Annotated in this window: 23 protein-coding genes; 2 read left to right on the top strand and 21 right to left on the bottom strand. The window is 26.1% G+C overall.

Annotated features, from left to right (window positions below):
• Window positions 1-15: 15 nt before the first annotated feature.
• The 6 genes from RYM86_RS13105 to RYM86_RS13080 form a co-directional block, all read right to left on the bottom strand.
• Window positions 16-546 carry an imm11 family protein gene (locus tag RYM86_RS13105; protein ID WP_315081008.1) on the bottom strand — a complete coding sequence of 177 codons (531 nt, stop codon included), beginning with the start codon at window positions 544-546 and terminating at the stop codon, window positions 16-18.
• A gap of 14 nt (window positions 547-560) precedes the next feature.
• The gene (locus RYM86_RS13100) at window positions 561-1,172 is read right to left on the bottom strand and encodes a hypothetical protein (RefSeq protein ID WP_315081006.1); all 612 of its coding nucleotides are present in this window, start codon (window positions 1,170-1,172) and stop codon (window positions 561-563) included.
• Between the two features lie 28 nt (window positions 1,173-1,200).
• Window positions 1,201-2,610 (bottom strand): contractile injection system protein, VgrG/Pvc8 family, encoded by a 1,410-nt coding sequence (locus RYM86_RS13095; protein WP_315081004.1) that lies wholly within the window; start codon window positions 2,608-2,610, stop codon window positions 1,201-1,203.
• A 16-nt stretch (window positions 2,611-2,626) separates the two neighbouring features.
• Window positions 2,627-3,229, bottom strand: coding sequence for a hypothetical protein (locus RYM86_RS13090; RefSeq protein ID WP_315081003.1), 603 nt, complete (start codon window positions 3,227-3,229; stop codon window positions 2,627-2,629).
• 391 nt (window positions 3,230-3,620) lie between these two features.
• Window positions 3,621-4,277 carry a hypothetical protein gene (locus RYM86_RS13085; protein WP_315081001.1) on the bottom strand — a complete coding sequence of 219 codons (657 nt, stop codon included), beginning with the start codon at window positions 4,275-4,277 and terminating at the stop codon, window positions 3,621-3,623.
• Between the two features lie 88 nt (window positions 4,278-4,365).
• Window positions 4,366-5,244: a YegS/Rv2252/BmrU family lipid kinase gene (locus RYM86_RS13080; RefSeq protein WP_315080999.1), complete on the bottom strand. Its 879-nt coding sequence runs from the start codon at window positions 5,242-5,244 to the stop codon at window positions 4,366-4,368.
• 218 nt (window positions 5,245-5,462) lie between these two features.
• On the opposite strand from RYM86_RS13080, the gene pssA reads away from it, so the two are divergent.
• Complete coding sequence (pssA, locus tag RYM86_RS13075; protein WP_315080998.1) at window positions 5,463-5,984, top strand: CDP-diacylglycerol--serine O-phosphatidyltransferase; 522 nt, start codon at window positions 5,463-5,465, stop codon at window positions 5,982-5,984.
• Between the two features lie 62 nt (window positions 5,985-6,046).
• Here the strand turns inward: pssA and RYM86_RS13070 are convergent, their stop codons facing one another.
• From RYM86_RS13070 to RYM86_RS13005, 14 genes are all read right to left on the bottom strand, one after another.
• Window positions 6,047-6,406: a hypothetical protein gene (locus tag RYM86_RS13070; protein ID WP_315080996.1), complete on the bottom strand. Its 360-nt coding sequence runs from the start codon at window positions 6,404-6,406 to the stop codon at window positions 6,047-6,049.
• Between the two features lie 308 nt (window positions 6,407-6,714).
• A complete protein-coding gene (locus RYM86_RS13065) occupies window positions 6,715-7,119 on the bottom strand; it encodes a hypothetical protein (protein WP_315080995.1) in 405 nt (134 codons plus the stop codon).
• Between the two features lie 14 nt (window positions 7,120-7,133).
• Window positions 7,134-7,679, bottom strand: a complete 546-nt coding sequence (locus tag RYM86_RS13060) for a rubrerythrin family protein (RefSeq protein WP_315080994.1) — start codon at window positions 7,677-7,679, stop codon at window positions 7,134-7,136.
• Between the two features lie 195 nt (window positions 7,680-7,874).
• On the bottom strand, window positions 7,875-9,245 hold the full coding sequence (locus tag RYM86_RS13055; protein WP_315080992.1) for a SpoVR family protein: 1,371 nt from the start codon (window positions 9,243-9,245) through the stop codon (window positions 7,875-7,877).
• Window positions 9,246-9,249: 4 nt separating this feature from the next.
• Window positions 9,250-10,425, bottom strand: coding sequence for a YeaH/YhbH family protein (locus tag RYM86_RS13050; protein WP_315080990.1), 1,176 nt, complete (start codon window positions 10,423-10,425; stop codon window positions 9,250-9,252).
• A gap of 8 nt (window positions 10,426-10,433) precedes the next feature.
• On the bottom strand, window positions 10,434-12,356 hold the full coding sequence (locus RYM86_RS13045) for a PrkA family serine protein kinase (RefSeq protein ID WP_315080989.1): 1,923 nt from the start codon (window positions 12,354-12,356) through the stop codon (window positions 10,434-10,436).
• A gap of 158 nt (window positions 12,357-12,514) precedes the next feature.
• Window positions 12,515-14,278 (bottom strand): DNA helicase RecQ, encoded by a 1,764-nt coding sequence (gene recQ, locus RYM86_RS13040; RefSeq protein ID WP_315080988.1) that lies wholly within the window; start codon window positions 14,276-14,278, stop codon window positions 12,515-12,517.
• 40 nt (window positions 14,279-14,318) lie between these two features.
• On the bottom strand, window positions 14,319-14,825 hold the full coding sequence (locus RYM86_RS13035; protein WP_315080987.1) for a hypothetical protein: 507 nt from the start codon (window positions 14,823-14,825) through the stop codon (window positions 14,319-14,321).
• Window positions 14,826-14,828: 3 nt separating this feature from the next.
• On the bottom strand, window positions 14,829-15,230 hold the full coding sequence (locus RYM86_RS13030; protein WP_315080985.1) for a DUF4430 domain-containing protein: 402 nt from the start codon (window positions 15,228-15,230) through the stop codon (window positions 14,829-14,831).
• Window positions 15,231-15,658: 428 nt separating this feature from the next.
• Window positions 15,659-17,644, bottom strand: a complete 1,986-nt coding sequence (locus RYM86_RS13025) for an ABC transporter permease (protein WP_315080984.1) — start codon at window positions 17,642-17,644, stop codon at window positions 15,659-15,661.
• On the bottom strand, window positions 17,628-18,395 hold the full coding sequence (locus RYM86_RS13020) for an ABC transporter ATP-binding protein (RefSeq protein WP_315080983.1): 768 nt from the start codon (window positions 18,393-18,395) through the stop codon (window positions 17,628-17,630). The genes RYM86_RS13025 and RYM86_RS13020 overlap by 17 nt, the downstream gene beginning before the upstream one ends.
• A 401-nt stretch (window positions 18,396-18,796) precedes the next feature.
• Window positions 18,797-19,813: a sensor histidine kinase gene (locus RYM86_RS13015; RefSeq protein ID WP_315080982.1), complete on the bottom strand. Its 1,017-nt coding sequence runs from the start codon at window positions 19,811-19,813 to the stop codon at window positions 18,797-18,799.
• Window position 19,814: 1 nt separating this feature from the next.
• On the bottom strand, window positions 19,815-20,489 hold the full coding sequence (locus RYM86_RS13010) for a response regulator transcription factor (protein ID WP_315080980.1): 675 nt from the start codon (window positions 20,487-20,489) through the stop codon (window positions 19,815-19,817).
• Window positions 20,490-20,882: 393 nt separating this feature from the next.
• Window positions 20,883-21,239, bottom strand: a complete 357-nt coding sequence (locus RYM86_RS13005; RefSeq protein WP_315080979.1) for a hypothetical protein — start codon at window positions 21,237-21,239, stop codon at window positions 20,883-20,885.
• A 273-nt stretch (window positions 21,240-21,512) separates the two neighbouring features.
• Between RYM86_RS13005 and RYM86_RS13000 the strand changes: the two genes are divergently transcribed.
• Window positions 21,513-21,866: a hypothetical protein gene (locus RYM86_RS13000; protein ID WP_315080978.1), complete on the top strand. Its 354-nt coding sequence runs from the start codon at window positions 21,513-21,515 to the stop codon at window positions 21,864-21,866.
• Window positions 21,867-21,973: 107 nt separating this feature from the next.
• On the opposite strand, the gene RYM86_RS12995 is transcribed toward RYM86_RS13000, so the two are convergent.
• Window positions 21,974-22,933: a patatin-like phospholipase family protein gene (locus tag RYM86_RS12995; RefSeq protein ID WP_315080977.1), complete on the bottom strand. Its 960-nt coding sequence runs from the start codon at window positions 22,931-22,933 to the stop codon at window positions 21,974-21,976.
• Window positions 22,934-23,212 lie beyond the last annotated feature (279 nt).

Here is a 23,212-nt window from a genome sequence, read left to right as displayed (position 1 = left end):
TCTCCCCTCCCTTAATTATTTATTTTTTACTTCTAATCTTTCTAATAAAATCCCCTTAAAATCACGTCTTAATAAACTTTCTGCTACATCTAATCTAACAACAATTAATGTTTTGTCACTTTCTTTAACTTTAAATATTTTCTTATTTTTAATTTTATTTTCATCTATCACTATTTTTTTAACTACTGTTTTATTTAAATTGAATTCTGATTCTTCACTTAAAGCTTGTACTTCTTCAAATATAGGCAAATAATAAATATGTTGCTCTAAATTTTTATAATCAGTTAATGCAATCATTTTAAAAATTATATTAGAATTATATTTTGATAATATCTTTTGCAAATCTTCTGAAACTAAAAATATTGGAGTATCAATAATGTCTACGTACTCAATTCCTTGTGCTGATCTAACATAAAGAAGATTATTATCTTCAATATTATCTGCTCTTACTAAATTCAAATCCTTAGTATTAAATTTCTTAAATAAGTTTAAAATTTGCGGAGCATTAGAGTATCTTTTATCTTGTTTTAATAAAAAATAATCCATATATATTTCCTTTCTTATTCTTTTTTTGATGGTGAATCTTCATATATAAGTTTAACTTCATCTCTATATTCACCAACAAATATCATTATTTCTTCACTCTTTTTCATCTCTTTATATGATTCACAATTCAAAAAATCATATACGATACTTTCTAAAATATCAATGACTACATCATTATATTTATTTCCTTCACTAATTTTTATCTTTTCAATATCTATTTCTGTTATAGTTCGTCCATACTCTTTTCTTTTTTCTAGCAGTTCATTGCTATGATTAAAAAGTGGCTCATATATAAAAGATAAATTAAGATTTCCACTACATTCTTCTTTGTCTAAAAACCATTTATCATCATACATATCAATTCTATAAATCCCACTATTTTGCATTAGATTTGTTCTTAGATATGATATATAGATATATTGTATTTTTCCTTTTAAATTTTTATTTTGTAGATTATTTGCAATTTTACAAACATGATCAAAATTATTAATCAGTTCTTTTTTTATTAATTCTTTCTTACTATTAAATTTTTCATATATCTTTGAACGTTCTTCACTAAATCTTTCTTTAACATATTTTCCATTAAACTCTTGTAATATTTTTTCTTTATCTACTGGAATTATCATTAATCCTTCTCTCCAATGCAATAAGATTTTATTGTGTATTAATCTTACCTCCGCTCATAACTATGTCATCTTTTATTTTTAGTTTTGCTCCGTTTTGAGATATTGTAACACCACCGCCACCAGAAATAGATACATAGCCACCACTTATGTTTACACTTGATCCAGACATTGATATAGAGTTGTTACTATTTATAGATATTCCACCATTATCACTTAAGCACATTGAATTTTTTCCTGAAATAACATCTATAGCTCCCGGTCTCATTATTATTTCTTTTCCATATTTAGTTCCAATACTTTTTACAGATGGATCACTACGCTTAGATGAATTACTTGATTGTAGATTAACTGAACTTATAGCATAGGCATTACTTTCAACGTTATCTGGGAAGTATAACCTTATTGCATCTCCAATTTCAGGCATACAGTACCATCCTGTTCCATCTGGTGATGAAAATACTGTTGAATATGGCAACCAAATTGTTGTCTCTTTTGTATTTGAATAAGCATCAATTTTAAGTGAAACTTTAACTAAATCCTTAGTAACATCAAGTATATAGCCTTCTAATGATACCCCTGATATATTTTCATTAAATACTTTTTTAACCTTTGCTCCATCTTTATCTTTTAATATATATTTATTGAATAGTAATCCCTTAACTAAGGTAAATTCACTTTTACATATCAATAACTTTCTTCCTTTAAAAGCAACTGAAGTAAGTGAATTTAAAATTCTATTAGTAACTACTTCATAGCTAACAAAATTCATATCATTTAGTTCATAGCTACCTTCCCTGGATTTAAGCTTATACTCTTTTATTCCTTTATTTACAGAATAATTAAATTCATCTAATTCATATACTGTGCCTGGTCCATCATCTCCTATATAATATTTAGTTCCATCTAATCTGCACTCTGGTATTAACACAGTATTAAAATGAGATGCTAACCTCTTTAAAAACTCCCAATCTGTTTCATTGTATTGAACAACCATATTATCAATGGTTTTACTATTTGTTACATAATCTATCATTTGAGCATTATGAATTTTGTTTATATCATTAAAAATTTCTGAATATGTTAAACATTCACCTTGGAAACTTCTGCTTTTCTTTTCTAAATCCATTAGAAATGTTTGGCTTTGTGCTTCTATTTCTAAAATTCTTACATTATTAAAAGTATCTATTGATATATTTGTAACTATCCCTTTAAAAATTTCTGTTATATTTTCTTTATCATCCTTTAATGATACCTTTATTATGTTATAACTTCCCGTTTTCTCTACATATTCATCTGATATTTCCTCTGATATAATTCCCTTTACATAAAACTTTCCATGCTCATTTATTTCTTTAACTACTTTCAACTCTAGAATTTTTAAAAATTCATAGGGCTCTATTAATATATCTCCCTGTGTGTATACATATTCCATACTCATTTATTCTCACTTCCCTTTAATTATTTTCTGAGCATACTTCTTTATTTATCTTTATTGTTTTAAGTATTTGAAATACAATATCATCCTTCCAATGTTCATGTTCACTATAGCCGCAACTAAATGTACCCATTAAGGTTTTTCCTTGAACTTCTAGAAAAAACATAATATTATATAGGAAATCATCTATAGCAGAACTTTTGTAATCAAAATATCCAATCTTCTTTTTATCTACATCTATAATGTCTTCATCAAAATATATGTTTGCTGGGTTTAATCTTTGGGTTATTAATTTCATTATGCCCCTTAGTTCCTCTATATGATCATCATCTAAAGGACTATCTATAAACTTTAATGTTATTGCAATACTTCCATCTTCATTGCATTTTATTATTTCTGGTCTGCTTTCTGATGGATATTTAAGTTTTCTTGCTTCAATGGGCATATCTTCAAATGTATTTGGTATGTACATTTTTAAAGCTCCATCCAAAAATTCTGTTTCCTTAAACTCATAAAATTTGTTGTTTATCTTAACTAATCCATTTGTAATGTCTTTTCTAAGTTCTTTTTCTTCTGCTGCATTGATAAAATCTAATATCTTTTCATCCACTCTTTGATACATATTTCTCATCCCCAATCTATTCTGTATAATTAAAAAGAATTCTTTTTAATTTTCGTATTTTTATTCCATAACTTTATTTTTATGTAATATTATATAATTTTATGAAAAAAAAGATGGACTATGTATTTAACATAAACCATCTTTTAATCTTTAGGCTCTGTTTTAAATATGTGTTGATATATGCAATAGGTAAAGTGGCATTGTAATTGGACTTTGGGAATTCTTAATGAGTATTGTCACATTTACTGCTTGTCTCAATTTTATATTGGGAGCAAGCTAAAATGGGACTATACTCATTTTAGCATTCCTAAGTTCAATTACTCAGCCTACTTTGCTTATGCATATATCAACACTCTGCTAAAACATAGCCAATCTTTAATTAAATTTTTTATTATATTTCTCCCCTAATTTTTTTAAAACCATTGAGTACTAAACTCATAATTATAAGAAATATAAAATCTCCTATAACTGGGTAAGGAAAGATTTTTATTCCACCTAAAATGATAACATCCTCAATCATTACAATTGAAATGGATAAAATTATAAACCATATGCCTTTCTTATTTACAAAAGGCTTATCTAATATAATTACATTAAAAATAAGTAGTATTCCTAATAATATTAATGAAAATAAAAACATTAATGTTTCTTTATCTATCTTTAAAATAAAACCATATAAAGTATTTACTTGCACTGTTGCTTTAGAAAAATATATTATTAAACCATAAACAACTGATATTATTGCGGCAATAATATAATTAGTTCTAAATTTTAAGTTTTCAGATCTAAGATACACATATGTTATAGCTAAAATCATTAGGGGCACTGCTATATGATTTAAGAAAATTATCGATTTAAAATAGTATACAATTGTACTATTTTTAAGTATGCATAAAATAAATAATGCTATATGTCTTAATAAAAATAATGTAATTACAATAGTTACATATATTTTTATTTTCTTAGGTGAAACTTGTATATTCTTTTTTAAAAGTATAAGACATAAAAAAATTATAAGTAACAAAAATAAATAATATGCAAAATTCACAAATTACACTCCTATCTACCATTCCTGTTACTTATATTTATTATATAATTACATATTTTATACCTATAACTACTTAATAATTGCTTAACTAATCAATTCCTAAAACTTTAATTCCACTTTTAATACATTTAATATTCAATGGAAAATCCGGTCCTCGTTCTCCATCAATATCTGTAACTATTTCTTCATTACATTCAATATATAAATCATCTGTTTTAAAGTATACTACTTTATTAGAATCTAAATGTTCACCTTTTAATACTTTAATAAATAATGGTATTAATTCAATAATTGGAATCGCTTTAAATACAATTACATCAAGCTTACCATCTGTCACATCTGCTTCTGTAGCTAATCTAAAGTTTCCAGCACTTTCTCCATTGAATACTAATAAGAGATACATTTCACCATGATAATTACACTCTTTAGATTTTATATTTACTTTTAATCTTCTAAAATTAGGTAACTCTTCTATACCTTTTAAATAATATGCTAATTTACCTATAGTGTTCTTTAAGTTTACGTCGGTCTTCTGAGAAACATCTGTAAAAAGGCCTGTACTTGCTACATTTATAAAATATTTATTATTTATTTTACCAAGATCAACTCCAACAGGTTTTGAATTTAATATTCTGTTGCATGCATCTATAATGTTATTTGGTATGTTGATAAATTTTCCAAAGTCATTTGCAGTTCCTACTGGTAATATTCCTATTGGTAAATCTATTTTTCTTTGTTTCATAGCATTCACAACTGAATCAACAGTGCCATCACCACCAGCTATTAATATATATTCATAAGTATTATCTACATCCTCTAAAGCTTCCTCCAAAGATTTCCCTCTTTGAATTCTATACGGAATAATTTGTAATTTAGCTTCTTCATGTAGTTTTATAACATTATCTAGTTCATTAACTATAATACTTTCTCCTGAGTACGGGTTATATATGAATTTAACCTTTTTCATAAATATAAATTCCCTCCAACCAAATTTGTTATACAGATGATTATATCATTTTGTACTTTTAATGTCGATAATATATTATCTTTTTTGTATTTTTTTGGTATAACTTTCTTATTTTATAAATTAAGAAAATATTAATATTATTATACCTTATATTTTAAGCATATGTATGCTATAATAATATTTCGTAAATGATTTTTAATAAATTCAGGAGTGATTTTATGAAAAAAAGTTGTATTCCTAATATATTCACATTTATAAATCTATCTTGTGGAGTTCTTTCAATACTATCAGTTATGTATGATAGAATAGATTCTGCAAGTATTTTTATATTAATTGCCGGCTTAGTTGATAGATATGATGGTAGAGTCGCACGTTTTTTAAACGTATCTAGTGATTTAGGAAAAGAATTAGATTCTTTAGCTGATTTAGTTTCTTTTGGTGTAGCACCATCTATACTAATATATATATTATTTGAATTTACAAATTTAGGACCAAAAGGATCTATTGGAATAATATTATTATTATTATTCCCAATATGTGGTGCATTTAGACTTGCCAGATATAATACTTCTGACTTCGACGGAGTTTTTACTGGTATACCAATTACAATTGCAGGGTGCCTTTTAGCACTTTTCGCTTTATTTAATTTAAAAGCTCAATCATCTATTTATATTGCAATTATACTTATGCTTACATTTTCATATTTAATGGTAAGCAATTTTAAATTAAAGAAACTTTAAAATTTAAGGGAATATTAAAAACTATCTATCAAGTAGTTCTTAATATTCCCTATTTTTTATATTTATTCGTATTCATCTTCATCTCTCTTCGTACTCTCTTGAAAGTCTAATTCCTTATCTATTTCTGTAAGTATAATATTTTTGTCTGATTTTACTGAAATATAATCACTTTTAATTTTACAATATTTTATATATCCACTTTCGCACTTATCTAACGATACTATTAGCTTATCAATCAATTCTCCCAATTCACTAACTCTGTCTAGTGCTTTTTTTACTTCACTTTTTTTGGCAAGATTTACATTATATAATTCGGATGCTCCACCTATAAGTAGTCTATAAGAATCAACATAAGTTTTAAGTAATTGACTTAAAACAGTTATATCCTGGCTCTGTTCATTTATCAAATTTCTATATTTCATAAACTATTAACCTCACAACTTATAATTTAATATTAAATCATTTTATAAATAATACCTCCATTGTTTAATGAAAAACTATTTACATATTGTTATAGAAAAGTGTCTATGCCACGTTTTCTTAGTGGAAAGATGAGAGTTGAAAGTTTTGATTGAAAATCTTATGGACTTTTCAAAAATATTTATTTAGAAATTCTACTATGGAATTTGTTCCTTTACTCTCAATTTTCAACTTTCAATTCTGAACTAATATTTCCTTTCCTCCCTAGATTTCATAAGCTTTTTAAACTTAAAAAACCTATAACATTCTTTTATTTCATCAATTGACTCTCTGAATATTCTTCATCTATTTCTTCCCATATCTTTTTGTTTTTAATATCTTTTAATCCTTCTTCAATAGAAATTTCTTCTTTTCTCTCTACTTCTTCTAAGATTTCTTTTTGCGTGATTTTACATTCCTCTGAAAAATCACATTTATTAGATAATAAATCACTAAATTCCTTATCATTTATTACTTCATCAATACCTTGTAATCCACGTTTATTTAAAAGTACTTCTTCTTTTTCTTCTTTAATTTCAGTTTCTTTTTCTTCAGTTATTTCTTCTTCAATATTTTCATCTTTATCTGTCCTTAAATTTTCTGTATTTAAATCATCTATTAAATCACTTACTGATTTAACAGGGATTAAAAAATCATTTGGAAATTTAAAATACATAATTTATTATCCTCCTATTTTTCCGCATCTTTTTTACAGATTTTTTCAAAGTATGCTCTAGGATATTTACATAATGGACATACATTTGGAGCTTCATTTCCTTCATAAATATATCCACAATTTAAACATTTCCAATAACACTTTTCTTCACATTTAAATAATATACCCAATTTAACCTTTTCAGCTAATTCTAAATATCTTTTTTCATGTGATTCTTCAACTTCTCTAAGTTCTTTATAAAAGTCAGCTATTTCTAAAAATCCTTCTTCTCTAGCAACATCTTCAAATTCCTTATAAATATTTTTAGTTTCATTTGCCTCTCCAATTGCAGCTGACACTAAATTTTCTTCAGTTGTTTTTACATTGCCTAAATATCTCTTAAAAGCTTCCCTTGAATGACCATATTCATTTTCAGCTGTTTCATCAAATACTTTAGCAACCCATCTGAAGCCCTCTAGTCTTGCTTTTTCTGCATATAAATTATAAGTACTTCTAGCTCTACATTCCCCTGCAAAAGTCTTATATAAATTTTTTTCTGTTTTACTACCCTTTAAATTCATATTTATCTCCTAAATATTATTTAGACATTTATTGTATCTATAATGTCACACCTTATATTACGATATTCATTTTATTTCTTTTTGTTACAATCTAGTTATGTAAACAAAATCAATAATATTTATTTTAAAGAGCCATAATTTTTTTGCACAGATAAAAGGATATAAGAAAAAACTCATATCCTTTTTGGGAATAATTCAACTAATTGTAATTTCTTTATCCATATTGCAAGTTATAACAACATCTTTCTTATCAGAGTCTTTAGTAATTAACTTTACTTTTTTACCCCACAATTCTTGAATATATTTTAAAGTTTTTTTTGCATAATTTAATTCTAATTCTCTTCCATCAAATACATGCTCCAACGTTAATGTATAATCCTTAGTATTAAGATCAATAACTCTAATATAAGGAATTCCACCTATACCACAAGTATAGCTTAAATTATCCCTAATTGCTTTCCAGCCATCTTCATCAGAAACTTCTTCAACAACAATATCAAATGTTCTTTTATTATACTCGAATAGATTAAGTTCTTCACATAATTCCCTAGTCAAATATCTTCTCAAGAATGAACTATCTCTTTCAATTTCTCTTACTTCAAATATTTTTTCTTTGCCATATTTTTTATCTAAATCCTCAAATATTTTGAAGCCTACATAATAAGGATTTAATCCCCCTACAATAGGTGCTATAACATCATTATGCCTCTTTAAAAATTCAAAGTGTAGTCCATCTGGTAAGTTTAATTCTTTCAATATATTATAATGAGTGTAGCTTGCCCACCCCTCATTCATTATTTTAGTTTCAATTTGAGGAAGAAAATATTCTGTTTCTCTTTTTACAATTTTCAGAACTGTTCTTTCCCATTCCTGTAAGTCCCCATACTTTATTATAAAATCTACTACATCATCCTCTGGCTCTATTGGGATTTTATCTAAATTCGGAAATTCAATCTTCTCATCTTGATTTAATATTCCTCTATTATCTAATTTACTTTCATAGTCTTTAATCATACTTTGTTTTATTTCCTCATGTGATAACTTCTTAACTCCAATGACTCTTCCAATTTGATACCTTATAGCATGAGCTGCATCTAATATTCTTTCAACTTTTTTATATCCAATACTCGGGTTATTAATATATCTTCTTATAATATCAGCATCTAATTTAAACATTTCAATGGTATATTTTGCATTAGTGCCTTCTTTAAATAACCTGTTATTCTTGAAAAAATCATTATGTCCATATACATGAGCCATAGTTAGTATTTGAAGTAATAATGTATTTTCTTTCATTAGATATGCTAAACAAGGATCAGAATTAATTACCATTTCATAAGGAAGTCCTGTAAGATTCAACGAATACAACATCTTATTCTTTTCATACGCTTTACCATAGCTCCAATGAGGATATCTTGATGGCATTCCTACATATGATTCATATCCTAACATCTCGTTAAAGTCTATAAACTCAAATTCTTGACTATAAAAATCTAAGCCATACTCTATAACCTTTTTCTCTATTTTATCATTCCATTCTTCAATCTCCCTTAAAGTGTAGCTCATTTTACTAATCCTCCTTTAATTCCTGTTTAAGCATAGTCTTTAAAGCTTCCCATAAATCCTTTTTCTCTTTAATAACTACAGAAATAAAATTCTTTTCATTAATGTCTTTATTGAATTTATAGTACATAGTTTGAGTATAAGTTGATGGTAAAAACTCTGCATATCCAAACATATTACTAATCTTACAAATTTCCTTTACTGATTCTATTGCTTTTATATTATCTTCAGACCAATTATCACCATCACTGGCATAAACAGGATATATATTCCATTCACTTGGAGGATATTTTTCATCTATTAATTTTATAGCCTCTACTATACCACTTGATATATACGTACCTCCTGATTCAGATTTGTGGAAGAATTCATATTCACTTACTCTTTTAGCAACAGTAGTATGGTATATAAATTCAAATGCTATATTGTTATATTTTCTTTTTAAAAATCTAGATAGTACAAAGAAATATGATCTTGCTAAATATTTCTTTGTTGAATCCATAGATCCTGAAGCATCCATAATGAATATCATAACTGCATTACTTGCTTTTTTAGGTTGCAACTTAACTTTGTAATATCTAAGATCTTCTTCTCTAAATGGAAATCTTTCAGTTTTATAATCTCTGCCTTCTTCTATTAGGGCTCTTTTTTTACTTTGCTTTCTAGATATCTTAGCCATAACTGTTCTTTTTTTAGCAAGTCTTGGCCTTATTCCATGTCTTTGATATCCTTTTTTCTTTCCACAACTATCAGTTATTATTTCTGAATACTTCTTCTCATCTAAATTAGGTAAATTCAGCTCGTCAGATATATATTCCATAAGTTCATCAAGAGTAATTTCAGTTTCATAAACTTCATCCCCTTCTTCATTACCTGCACCTTTATTACCTTTTCCAATTGCTTTTTTAGAGCCTGACTCTATTTTATCTCCACGTTTTTCTTCACCAGTTCCAGTAGCTACCCCTTTAGAATTTTTTCCATATACAAATTGATATTCTTTAATACTTTTTATAGGTATTTTAAATTTTTTATTTTTACTTTGACCCACTATACTCTCTTCAGATAAGATATCGCCTAAATTTTCTTTAATTGATTTTTCAACTAATTGTCTATGCCTTCTTTTATCTTCTATTGCTCTATCGTGATCTACTTGCTTATCAGTTCTATCCCTAAAAATTGCCATATGCTAATTTAGTCCTTCCATAAGTTGTTAGCAGCATATTTTAATATTACATCACAACAATGAAGACAATAACCATTTCGTTTCATTTCATCTACCATAGAATTATACTTTTCTGCTTGCTCTTCATTTCTAACTTTTGATTTTGTTATAATCCTAGACAAATCTTTAACTGAAGCTATAAGTTTCTTTTCTATTGCATCTTTAAGTGGCTCATATGAAGTATAATCAATCTTTCCACCATTTCTAACAACATAGAACATATATGAAGTTACATCACTTCTAAATCCTTTAGATGATGCATCATAAACTCCTATTTGTTCTTCAATATTTCTCATAAATTCTTCATCTGGATTAAGTTCTTCCCCAGTAGATACATCCTTAATTTTATTCTTATTTACAAAGGCTTCTGCATTATCTATATAATTATTAAATAGGCTTTCTGCTTGTTCTCTAAATGAAACTATAAACGCCTTGGTAATTTCCTTTTCTAGAACTTTATTATATTCTTTTCTTATAGTATCTTGAATAAATCCTAAATACACTTTCTTTTCATCAGCTGATATATCCATTTCCTTAACTGATCTTATTAAACTTTCCATTATGCTTAAAGGATTTATACAATCATATTCTGAATCAGCAAGAGCATTATCTATGACTTTTATAATAAATCTAGTACTAATTCCTTTCATGCCTTCATACTGTCCAGCTTCTTCTCTTAATTCCAATATATCAATTCTCTTAGTGCTTCCCTTTTCTACAATCTCTTCACCATTATAAATCTTTAATTTAGTTATTGGATCCGCTTTAGCTGATTGAGATAATCTTGATAAAATTGCAAACATAGCAGCTATCTCAATAGTATGAGGTGCTATATGAGCTTTAAAATTACTTCTATTTAAAATCTTCTTATATATTTTTACTTCCTCATCTAATTCTAAACAATAAGGAACCTCTATTTTTACTATTCTATCTAAAATAGCTTCATTGGTATGATCTGATTTAAACTTACTCCATTCTGCTTCATTTGAATGTGCTAATATTACTCCATCAAAATAAAGCATTGAGCCTTTTCCTGGTGAAGGTATTGATTTTTCTTGTGTTGCAGTAATAATAGTATGAAGATATTCAACATCATTTTTGAAAACTTCTATAAACTCTACCATACCTCTATTACCAACATTAAATGCCCCATTCAAAGAGAATATTCTTGGATCATCTTCAGAATACAAATCCATTTTAGATATATCAATAGATCCATTCAAAATAGAAGTATCTTGATTGTTAGGATCTACTGGCGGCACAACACCTATTCCTTTTCTAGATCTTACTGAAAAATCTGTTGTTTCAATTGGAAATTCTTCATATTTTCCTTTAAATTCATTACTTAATCTATATTTACATATGGGACATAAATCTCCTTCAATTTGAACGCCTAACATTTCTTCAAACTTAGGTCTTAAATGCTTAGGTATAAGGTGTAATGGTTCTTCATGCATAGGGCATCCCTCTAATGCATATATAGAATCACAATCTTCAAGTGCATTTTTTATACTTTCAACCAATGAAGATTTACCTGCTCCAACTGGACCTACAAGATATAATACTTGTCTTACTTCTTCACCTTTCATAGCTGCTGATTTAAAATAATTACATATTTTCATTATTACTTTATCAATGCCATAAAATTCATTCTTAAAAAATCCATATCTTCTTATTACATCATTACCATATATTTTTCTTATTCTAGGATTTTCATCTCCTTTTAATTCCTCTACTCCTTGTTTTAAAATCATGTCATAAACTCTCTTATGTGATAATTTAGCAATATCAGGATCTTTCTTTACCAATTCTAAATAATCTAAAAAAGTTCCTGAAAATTTATTTTTACCATTCTTTTCTCTATCTATTTGTATAAACTCTTTAAAGTCCATATACCCGCCTCCTTTTTATTAAAATATATTCAATGAAAAGGTAACAGTATGACAAATTTTTGTAAAATCATTAATATACTTAATAAAAATAAGTGAAGTTTAAACTAATTAACTTAGCTTAAACTTCACTTTCCTTTAAATACATCGTAATATTTAGTTTAAAACAGAGCAATTATTTTTAATATTTCTTCCCCGTAATCATTTATTTTCTTTTCACCAACACCTCTGATATCTAGTAGTTTTTCTACATTATCAGGTTTATTATTGCATATATCAATTAAAGTTGTATCCGAAAAAATTATGTATGGTTTTTTATTTTCTTTAAAGGCTTTTTCTTTTCTCCATTTTTTTAATGCTTCAAATAATTCTCTATTTAAAATACTTTCTTCTTTATTTAAAATCTTAAATATAACTTTTTCTTTATTTTTTAAGACCTTGTATGAACGTTGATTAAGTTTTAACATTGAATATGTTCCTTCTTTTAAATCTACATATCCTTGCTTTAATAAACTATTAATCAAATCCTTAATCAATGAACTTCCATACTCTCTCATTATTCCATAAGTTGTTACTTTATCTAAATTATTTTGTATTATTTTAGGACCTTTAAACCCTTTTAATATATCTATAAGTACTGATATTCCATATTTTTCTCTTGTTCTAAAAACCGTTGATAAAACCATTTGACTTTCCTTTGTAAAGTCTTTTAGCTCATCATCATTTAAGCAATTACCGCAATTATTGCAGTAATTTAATTTTCTATCATTTCCAAAATAATTTAATATATATTTTCTATAACATTCTTTTAAATTGCAATAATCAATCATATATTGTAATTTTCTAAGATGAACTTCTCGTGTTTTAAAAGATGAACTCTTATTTATTATATATTCGACTCTTCTTATATCACTCTCATAGTAGAAAAGATAGCAATGGCATTTTTCTCCATCTCTTCCCCCTCTTCCTATTTCCTGATAATAACATTCTATATTTTGAGGGATAGTAAAATGTACAATGAATCTTATATTTGACTTATCAATGCCCATTCCAAATGCATTAGTTGCAATCATTACATTAAATTTTTCAAATAAAAAACCTTCTTGAAAACTTTCTTTTTCTTCATCTTTAAGCCCGCCATGATATTTTCCGACACTATACCCTAAGTCATTTAAATAGTAATAAAGATTATCTACTTCTTTTTGTGAAGCACAATATACTATTCCTGATTGTTCTTCATGACTTCTTATAATATCTTTTAGTTCTTCTAATTTATCAATTTCTTTTAAAACAGTTAAGTTTAAATTTTCTCTATTAATATCACCTATGTATATATACGGTTTAAATAAACCTAAAAGATTTATTGCATCATCTTTTACCTCTTTTGTAGCTGTTGCTGTAAATGCAGAAATTACTGGTTTATTCTTTAAAAACTTATAAAACTCTGAAATTTGCAAATAGCTTTTTCTAAAATCATGACCCCATTGAGATACACAATGAGCTTCATCAATAGCTATTTGAGAAATATCTAAATCCTTTATCATATTTCTAAATATATTTGATTCCAGTCTTTCAGGCGCAATATATATTATTTTATATTCATTTATGGAAGCTTCTAATAATATGTTTTTAATCTCCTCAATGCTTTGAGTACTGTTTATGTATGCTGCTTTTATACCACTTTCAACAAGATTATCAACTTGATCTTTCATCAGAGATATTAATGGTGAAATTACAAGAGTTATACCATTAAAAATTAAGGCTGGTATTTGATAACAAATTGATTTTCCTGCACCTGTAGGCATAAGACAAAAGGTATCTTTGCAATTAAGAATACTGTTTATTATTTCATATTGTCCTCTTCTTAAAGTACTATATCCATAATACTTCTTTAATACATAAAAAATCTTTTCTTTATTATCCATCAAATCTCCCTCCCCCCTTAATCATTGATTTAAATTTATTCTAATGAAAATATTTATTATTTAAGTTTAATAATAACTTATAAAGTTTCTCTCCTAAAAAAAGCATTATAAAATAGTTTCCTACCCCATGAATTATATCATATGGAATACCCGCAACCCAATAAACTATCCCTGCATTTATACCACCAAATATTGCATATGGTATTGCATAAAAAAATCCAAATAATAAACCAAATGTGCCTGAATATAAAGATAAGATTAAATATCTATTTTTTATAAACTTGCTTAGTAAGCAAGTCACAATGTTAAGTACTGGCCATAATATTATATACCCAAACCACCATGATCCAAATCCATATATAAGTCCCATCATAATTATAAATATAAAGATACTAAAAATTGATTTTTTATCATAAATCAACGAATAAATTATTATAAGTAAACTAACCGCTTCAATATTAGGAATAAAATTTAAAGATACTTGAGCAATTGTTAAAATTGCGCCTAATATTCCAAACAAAATTAATTCTTTTATAGAAATCTTCATAAATTACCATCCAGTCGTTAAGATTAATCTTACTTCATCGCCATTATGTATCATTACATCATCTATTGCAGTTGATGCAGCTTCTCCATTAACGATTAATTGCCACCATTGTTGTTTGCCTTGATCAGCTGTTTTTCCATGTACTACTGTAACAAACCTTCCATACGGTCCTTTTTCAGCTTCTATAAGATCTCTATTATCTAAATCCTTGCCAAGTGATGTTTCTTCTGTCTTAATACGAAATTCGTCATTAAATGTATTTTCTGTATCTGTAACTATAACCTTATACTGTTTCATTCCCTGAACTGCTTTGTTATTTATAGATATTTTATAACCTATTAAGCCAATAGCTGCTATCAAAATAACTATTATAGATACTAATATTTTTTTATTTTTAATTTTCATAATCCGATTTCCTTTCTTATTCTCATTATATAGTATATACCAGAGATAATAATTCTCAAACATAGTTCAACTATTTTTAAACACAAAAAGTACTATTTAGATGTAATTTCATCTAAATAGTACTTTCATCATGTTCCTACATATTCAAATTTAATATTACCACGTTTTAAGCATATGTTAGAAAAGTGGCATTGTAATTGAATTTTGAGAATAGTTAAGTGAGAACCTAAATTTTATATTTATATTTTCGAACTTACTCAGCGAAGTCTAGTTTCCTTTTAATATTCACATTTATTGCTTGTCTCAATTTTATATTTGGAACAAGCTAAAATGGGACTATAGTCATTTTAGTATTCCTAAATTTAATTGCTCAGCTCACTTTTTTTATTCATATATTAACACTCTTCTTTAAAACATACCCTAATTATCTAATCCTCTTGTTCAACAATTTTATAATAAGTTTTAGCTGTCAACATATAAACTAATATATATACAATGGTAAAAACTATTATTGTCCCTAATGTGCATTGTAAAAGTATTTTTGTATTGCTTATTGCAAACAAAGCTAACATTTTCTTCATTTCTTTAAAAGCAAAAGCTATATGAATTACAGCTGTTACTAACGGTAAGAAAAACACCATTAATATTTGTTTACTTATAGTCTTTTTAACTTCTTCTTTGCTCATACCAACCTTTTGCATTATATTAAATCTCTTACTATCATCATAGCCTTCAGAAATTTGTTTATAATAAATTATTAAAACTGTTGCCATTGTAAATAACAATCCTAAAAACACACCTATAAATAAAAATCCACCATTAATTGTATAAAGATCCTCTCTATCAGTATAAATACTAGTAAAGTTTCCATTATGCATTTCATTAACTTTACTACTTATATTACTACAAAAATTCATAATATAATTATTATCACCATTAACATCAAATGAAATGCTATGCTTTGTATTTTTTAGATCTTCACTAGTCATATCTTTATATATAGATTTTAAAATATCCATATCTTTTACAACAACATAGTAGCCCTTTATCAAAACTGTATCTTGTTTATTTATAAATTTCATACTATTAAGTTCATCTTTTATCTTATATTCTTTTTGTCCTAGTTTTATATTTTTTTCACCAAAATTGCCTTCTTGAGAAAATATTAATACCTCATTATTTTCTAAATAAATTTCTTTGTTTTCCATAGCATTATATTCATCTAAAGTTAACAATCCAAGTCCAAATAGTTTATTAAAATTAGACATATCTTTTTGTGCCACTTCAAAATTTTCTTCATTTTTTATTGTTATCATATCAACATAATTAAAAGCTATTTTATTTTCTAAGTTTATATTATTATATTTTATTTCTTCATTTATTACATGATTAATACTATTTATATTTTCAACACTTCCATCATCTAGCGATATGCTTATATCCTGTGGATGTTGATTTTTCAAATTAGTTTCTCCACTAACATATAAACATACTGTTGTAGATACTGTTAATAACACAGCTGTACTAAGAATGCATATATTTGCAAGACCTACTGCATTTTGTTTCATACGATATATCATACTTGAAACTGAAATGAAATTATTGGGTTTATAAAAAAACTTCTTATTCTTTTTTAATAGTTTTAAAACTGCTATACTTCCAGATCTAAAAGTGCTATAAGTTCCGGCCATAACTAAAAGTACAGCTATAAAAAACAATTGAAATGCTTCTATTGGAGATTTTACTGTAATTGCTATTCCATAGCCTAAAATCAACTCAATAGCTCCTGAGACAGCCAATATTTTTGACGTCTTAGGCACTCTTTCTCCTTTTTCTCCACCCTTTAATAATTCTATTGGATTAGAAATTTTTACTTGTATAAAGTTCTTTATTAATATAATGATAAAAATTATCGTAAAAATTTTTATTGTAGAAATAATTGCTTTTACAGATATAGAAAAAGCCAATGTAACTTTAAAATTTATTAAATTAAGCAATATTAAAAATAGTAATTTACCTAGTATAATTCCTCCAATAAGTCCTACTATTAAACTTATTAGCCATACTAATAGTGTTTCAAAAAAAATCACTTTATAAATATGTTTTTTTTCCATTCCAAGAACATTATAAAGACCTAATTCCTTTGTTCTACGTTTTATTAAGAAACTATTAGTATAAAACAAAAATATTACAGAAAATATAGCAATAACATTAGCTGTAAATTCAAGCATCATTTTTAATTGTTCTGCCCCCCTCATTACATCTAAACCTTTATTTAACATCATACATTTCATAGTATAAAATGTCATTACAGCACAAATTCCTGCTATGATATACGGAAAATACATTTTTCCATTTTTCTTTAAATTAGTATTTGCTAACTTAAAATAAAATGAATTACTCAACTTCAGCACCCCCTGTTGTTAAAACAGTAAGACTATCTGAAATCTTTTGATACATCTCATCATTATTCATAGCGCCTCTATAAATTTGATGAAAAAGTTTCCCATCTTTTATAAATAATACACGACTTGCATGACTAGCAGCTTTAGTACTATGAGTAACCATTACTATAGTTTGACCTAATTTATTTATATCTGAAAATAAATTTAAAAGTTCTGTAGATGATTTTGAATCCAATGCACCTGTTGGTTCATCTGCTAATACTAATTTAGGATAAGTGATAAGAGCTCTTGCTATTGCTGCTCTTTGCTTTTGTCCCCCAGAAACTTCATAAGGATATTTTTCTAATATATCTTTAATACCTAATTTGCTTGCAATAGGCTTTAATCTATCATTCATTTCTTTATAATCTTTACCTGATAATACTAAAGGTAAAAATATATTATCTTTTAATGAAAACGTATCAAGTAAATTAAAATCTTGAAATACAAATCCTAAATGATTTCTACGAAAAGCAGAAATTTCTTTTTCTTTTATATTAACAATATTATTTCCTTCTAATAACACTTCACCATTGGTTGGTTTATCTAATGATGCTAATATATTAAGTAATGTAGTTTTTCCTGAACCGGATTCCCCCATAATAGCTACATATTCATTTTCCTCTACTGAAAATGAAATATCAGACAAAGCCTCTACTTTGTTTCCCCCAAATCTTGTAGTATATATCTTCTTTAAATTTTTAACTTCTAATAATGCCATCTTATTTTTCCTCCAAATCTTTAGGCACATTAAATAAAATAATAAACCAAAGATACTCGTTTATTATTTTCGCTATGTTTTAAGTAAATGTTGATATTTTAGTGTAAGGGCGAACTGGCATTGGAATTTGCTTTTTAGAATTCTTAATGAAGATTTGTACAATTAATTGCTTGTCATCAATCTTTAATTTGGAGCATGCATTAATTGGACTAATCTTTATTTTAGAGTTCTTAAAGTAAATTCCTCTGTCCATGAGCTTTATACTACAATATCAACACTGTTCTAAAACATAGCCATTATTTTTGAATGTGCCTTATTACAAATTAAGTATAATAAAAAAAGAAATGCGCTGCCTTAATCTTGACTTACATTTCTCCTCTTAATCTTACATCTGTGTAAGGTTAGTATATTTCAATGTTTTTTCTTGAAAAATCAATAGCCACTTCTGTTCCTTTTCCTACTTTAGAAGTAATAAATATTTTATTAGAAAGATTATTTAAAATCTCCTTACATAAATATAACCCTATCCCCGTAGATTTTTTATTCATTCTACCATTATATCCTGTAAATCCTCTTTCAAATACTCTAAATATATCTTCCTCTTCTATTCCAATACCAGTATCTTTAATTATTAAAGTATCTTCTCGCTTCTTATCCATATAAATAGAAATTTTTCCTTCATTAGTATACTTTAATGCATTAGATAAAATTTGTTCTAATACAAAGGTAAGCCACTTTTCGTCAGTTATCACTTTATAATCTAATTCTTCTAAGTCTAATGAAATTTTCTTATTTATAAATATCACTGCATATTTTTTTACTACTTCATGAAGAATATCATTAAGACAATACTCTTCTAAACGTAAATCTGATGACATACTTTCTAATCTAAGATAATTAAGTACCATTTCAACATATTGCTCTATCTTAAATACTTCTTGATTCATAATTTTTTTATATTCATTAGAATCCATAGATTGCAAAATCATATGTAGTGCAGAAATTGGTGTCTTTATTTGATGTGCCCACATTGTATAATAATTTATCATTTCACTATGATTGCTATTAACTTTATGGTCTAGATTCATGTTACTTTTATGCAGAGCTTCAATAATACTTTGATAATCTTTTTCTATTAAAGTTTTAGTTTTCGGTAAAGTATTTAATTTTTCATCTACTCCATTTAAAATATCCCTTAAATATAAATGCTTATTATAAAATTTATAGAAGTCATATAAACTAAATAAAAAAGCTAATGTACAAGTTAATAACATTGCATATAGAACTGGTTCTAATGGTATATGGTACAAAAAATATACAGTAAAAAATATAAGTATAAATATAAAAAATGCTGCAATTATTTTTAATTTTTCTTTAATATAAGAACGTAACATAAACAAATTAGAATTTTTCTTCATATTAATCACCTATTATATATCCAATTCCTTTTTTAGTCTTAATGAAATCTTTAAGTTCTATATCCTCTAACTTTCTTCTAAGTCTAGTAACATTAACAGTTAATGTATTATCATCAATAAAACTATCACTATTCCAAAGATGTCTCATAATATCATCACGAGATACTGTTTTATTTTTATTTTCTATAAGTATTTGTAATATCTTAAATTCATTTTTGCTTAATTCTAATTTTTTATTGTTGTAAGTTAACGTTGTATCCCCTAAATTAAGAACAGCGCCATTGCTTTCTAAAATATTTGTTTGCCCTTGAAATGAATATGTTCTCCTAATCAAAGCCTGTACCTTTGCAACTACTACATTTAAATCAAAAGGTTTAGCTATAAAATCATCTGCTCCCATATTTATAGCCATAATTAAGTTCATATTATCACTTGCTGATGATGCAAAAATAATTGGCACTTTAGATATCTTTCTAATTTCTGTACACCAGTGAAATCCATTATAAAAAGGTAATGCAATATCTAGAACTACCAGCTGTGGATCATATTCAATAAATGAGCTCACTACATTGTTAAAGTCAGAAATAATTTCCGCCTCATATCCCCATTTGCATAAATGATTTTTCAAAATACTTGCTATAGTTAAGTCATCTTCTACAATCAATATTTTATACATTATGTCTACTCCCTCTATCTAAATTTCTTTTGATTATTATTATCTAGTATTCAATATTTCTTAATTAATACACTATAACAATTCACTAAAAATTTCTAGTGAATATTTAATTAATTATATATTAATTTACAGCTCAAAATATAATTAAAAATCTCTAAGCTACTTTGTATATTCCATTTTTATCCATAAACTATTTCTAAACACAGTGCAGGAATAATGATACAACATATGATTATTTTTTATTATTTAGAGTTCATTTCTTAACCTTTAAATAAAATTATAATCTGGATTATTCACATCTTCTTTAAGAATATAATTTCCTAAATATAAAAAAAAGAAGAACTAACAACCTTAAAATTCACTTTAACAGCTGCTAGTTCTTATATAAATTATCTATTTTCTTTTCTTCTTAAATATTTTTCCTAAAGTTTCAAAACAATTTATAAAATTAATACATTCTTTAGCATCTTTTATAGACTGTCTAAATTCTTCATCTCTATAGTTACATTTTTCACATTTATAAACATCTTTTCCATCAATGGAAACAGTAAAATTATATATATTATTCTTTCCATCTATTTTTATTACTTCACCTTTTCTAAGTTGAATAATCACATTAAATGTATTTACTTTTTTATTATCTTCTGTAATTTCCTTTTGTTCAGATTTTAATATTGTTCCAATCTTAGCTCTAGCTACATAGTGATCTATGTCCTTAATTATTTGTGAATTATATTTATTAAAGTCCATTGTAGATCCCTCCAATCATATATTCTGTAAATTATCACCTTTTTACAAATATATTCTGTTAAGCTTATTTGTATTACGGATATATGTTATTAAAATATATACTCTCATCTTGTCACATTTTCTTTTTACATTTAATGTGTATTAAAATATTTTTTTAAGTCCAATTTATTTATATAGTATTACTTCTTAACTCTATATAGTTATTTCAAAAATAATAGTAATAATATTATCTAAATAAAGAACACTACTAAAGAAAGGATGTGGAAAACATAAATGAAAAAACTAAAAAAATTAATTATTTTTATCTTTATTATCTTATCTACAATTACAAATACACAACTAAAAACGAATGCCCATATAAGCGAACCAGTTCCTACAGCAAAAATTTATACCGAGGGCATATATCATTTTGATAAAAGTATTGGAGAAAAAGTAACATTAAAATTAGTCACACCCGACAAGCCAATAACTCTAATAATAATAGAAGATTCAACTGATAAATTAAAATACTATTTTAATTTAAATAATAATACCAATTCAACTGATGTATTTTTAGACATTCCACTAGATAAACATACTGTAATATTAAAAGGTGATGGTCAGCTTTCTTTTACATTTGAAGATTAATTCATAAAAAGCTGTTATGAATAATGATACTAAAATCATTCCATAACAGCTTATTTTATTTATACTTTTTTATTAAAAACTCTACCGTAACTTAAAAACAGAATTTTCTATGCTACATCTCTATAATTATTTACATACTTTTCAAAATCCCATTCTTTTAAGAAATTTGCAGTACTATCATATCCAGATTGATATAATGCCAAACTTTTTTCTCTTGATATATTAAAGTCTGTTGTACTTACTCCAAGGGTTGGTATATCTATTGTTCTAACTAAATCTTTATCTCTAATATAATTTTCTTCACTATTATGACTAAAGATACAAGTACTCATTACATCATATGAGTAATATAAGAAGTTAGTCTTGCCTTGAGCAGTATAGCTTAGCTCATTCTCATCAAGATTAAAACCAAAAGTTGGATATTCCGGTTTACCTTCTGTATCAAATATCCATATAGGATAATTAGATAAGATTCCACCATCTACAATAAAATTAGTACCTCTATCATTATTTAATTCTACTGGCTTAAAGAAAAATGGAATACTCATACTCATTCTTACGGCTTTTGAGATTTCAAATTCCATAGGATCTATTCCATACTTTTTAAGATCATCAGGTAAAATTAGCATGGTACTGTTAGTTATATCAGCAGCAATTATTTTAAGCTTTGATTTTCCGTTCACGCATACATCTTTAAACTTTGTTTTTGATTTTGCTTTAAGAAGATTGTCTATCCATTTTTCAAAATAATCTCCACTATAAAAACCTTTGTCTGTAAATAAATTGTACATATGAGATGCTTTTTCTAATATATTTCCTGAACTAAGTATAGATATATTTTTATCTAAGAAATTGTTGTAATCTGTATTAAGCATTATTTCCTTCACTTCATTAGAAGTATATCCTACAGCTAAAAGTGCTGATATTATAGCTCCAGCTGATGTTCCTGCACATCTTTCTATTGAATATCCTTCTTCTTCAAGCTTAGATATAGCTCCCACAAAAGCTACACCTTTTACTCCTCCACCTTCAAATACTGCATCAAATTTTTTATTATCATTATTCATATTTATCATCCCTTCTTATAAATCAAGTTATTTTTAGAAGATTTTTTCAATCGATTGTGTTGTCTTCTATATACTAAAAGACTTCTTCAATGCAAAATGTAAACTTAGTTTATAAAAAAATTTAAACGCAGATAATATTAAGAGACCTTTAAAGAAAAAATAAAAGGGGCCGTTGCAAATTAATCCTATAAGTTAGTTTTGCAACCGCCCCAAAATTAAAAATGATTTTTATTTAAAAATTTAAAATGAAAAATTAATAATTTTAGTTCTGGAAATGAA

The sequence above is a fragment of the uncultured Clostridium sp. genome (assembly GCF_963527835.1).
GTDB lineage: Bacteria > Bacillota > Clostridia > Clostridiales > Clostridiaceae > Clostridium.
This window is presented reverse-complemented; position numbering and strand designations above follow the sequence as displayed.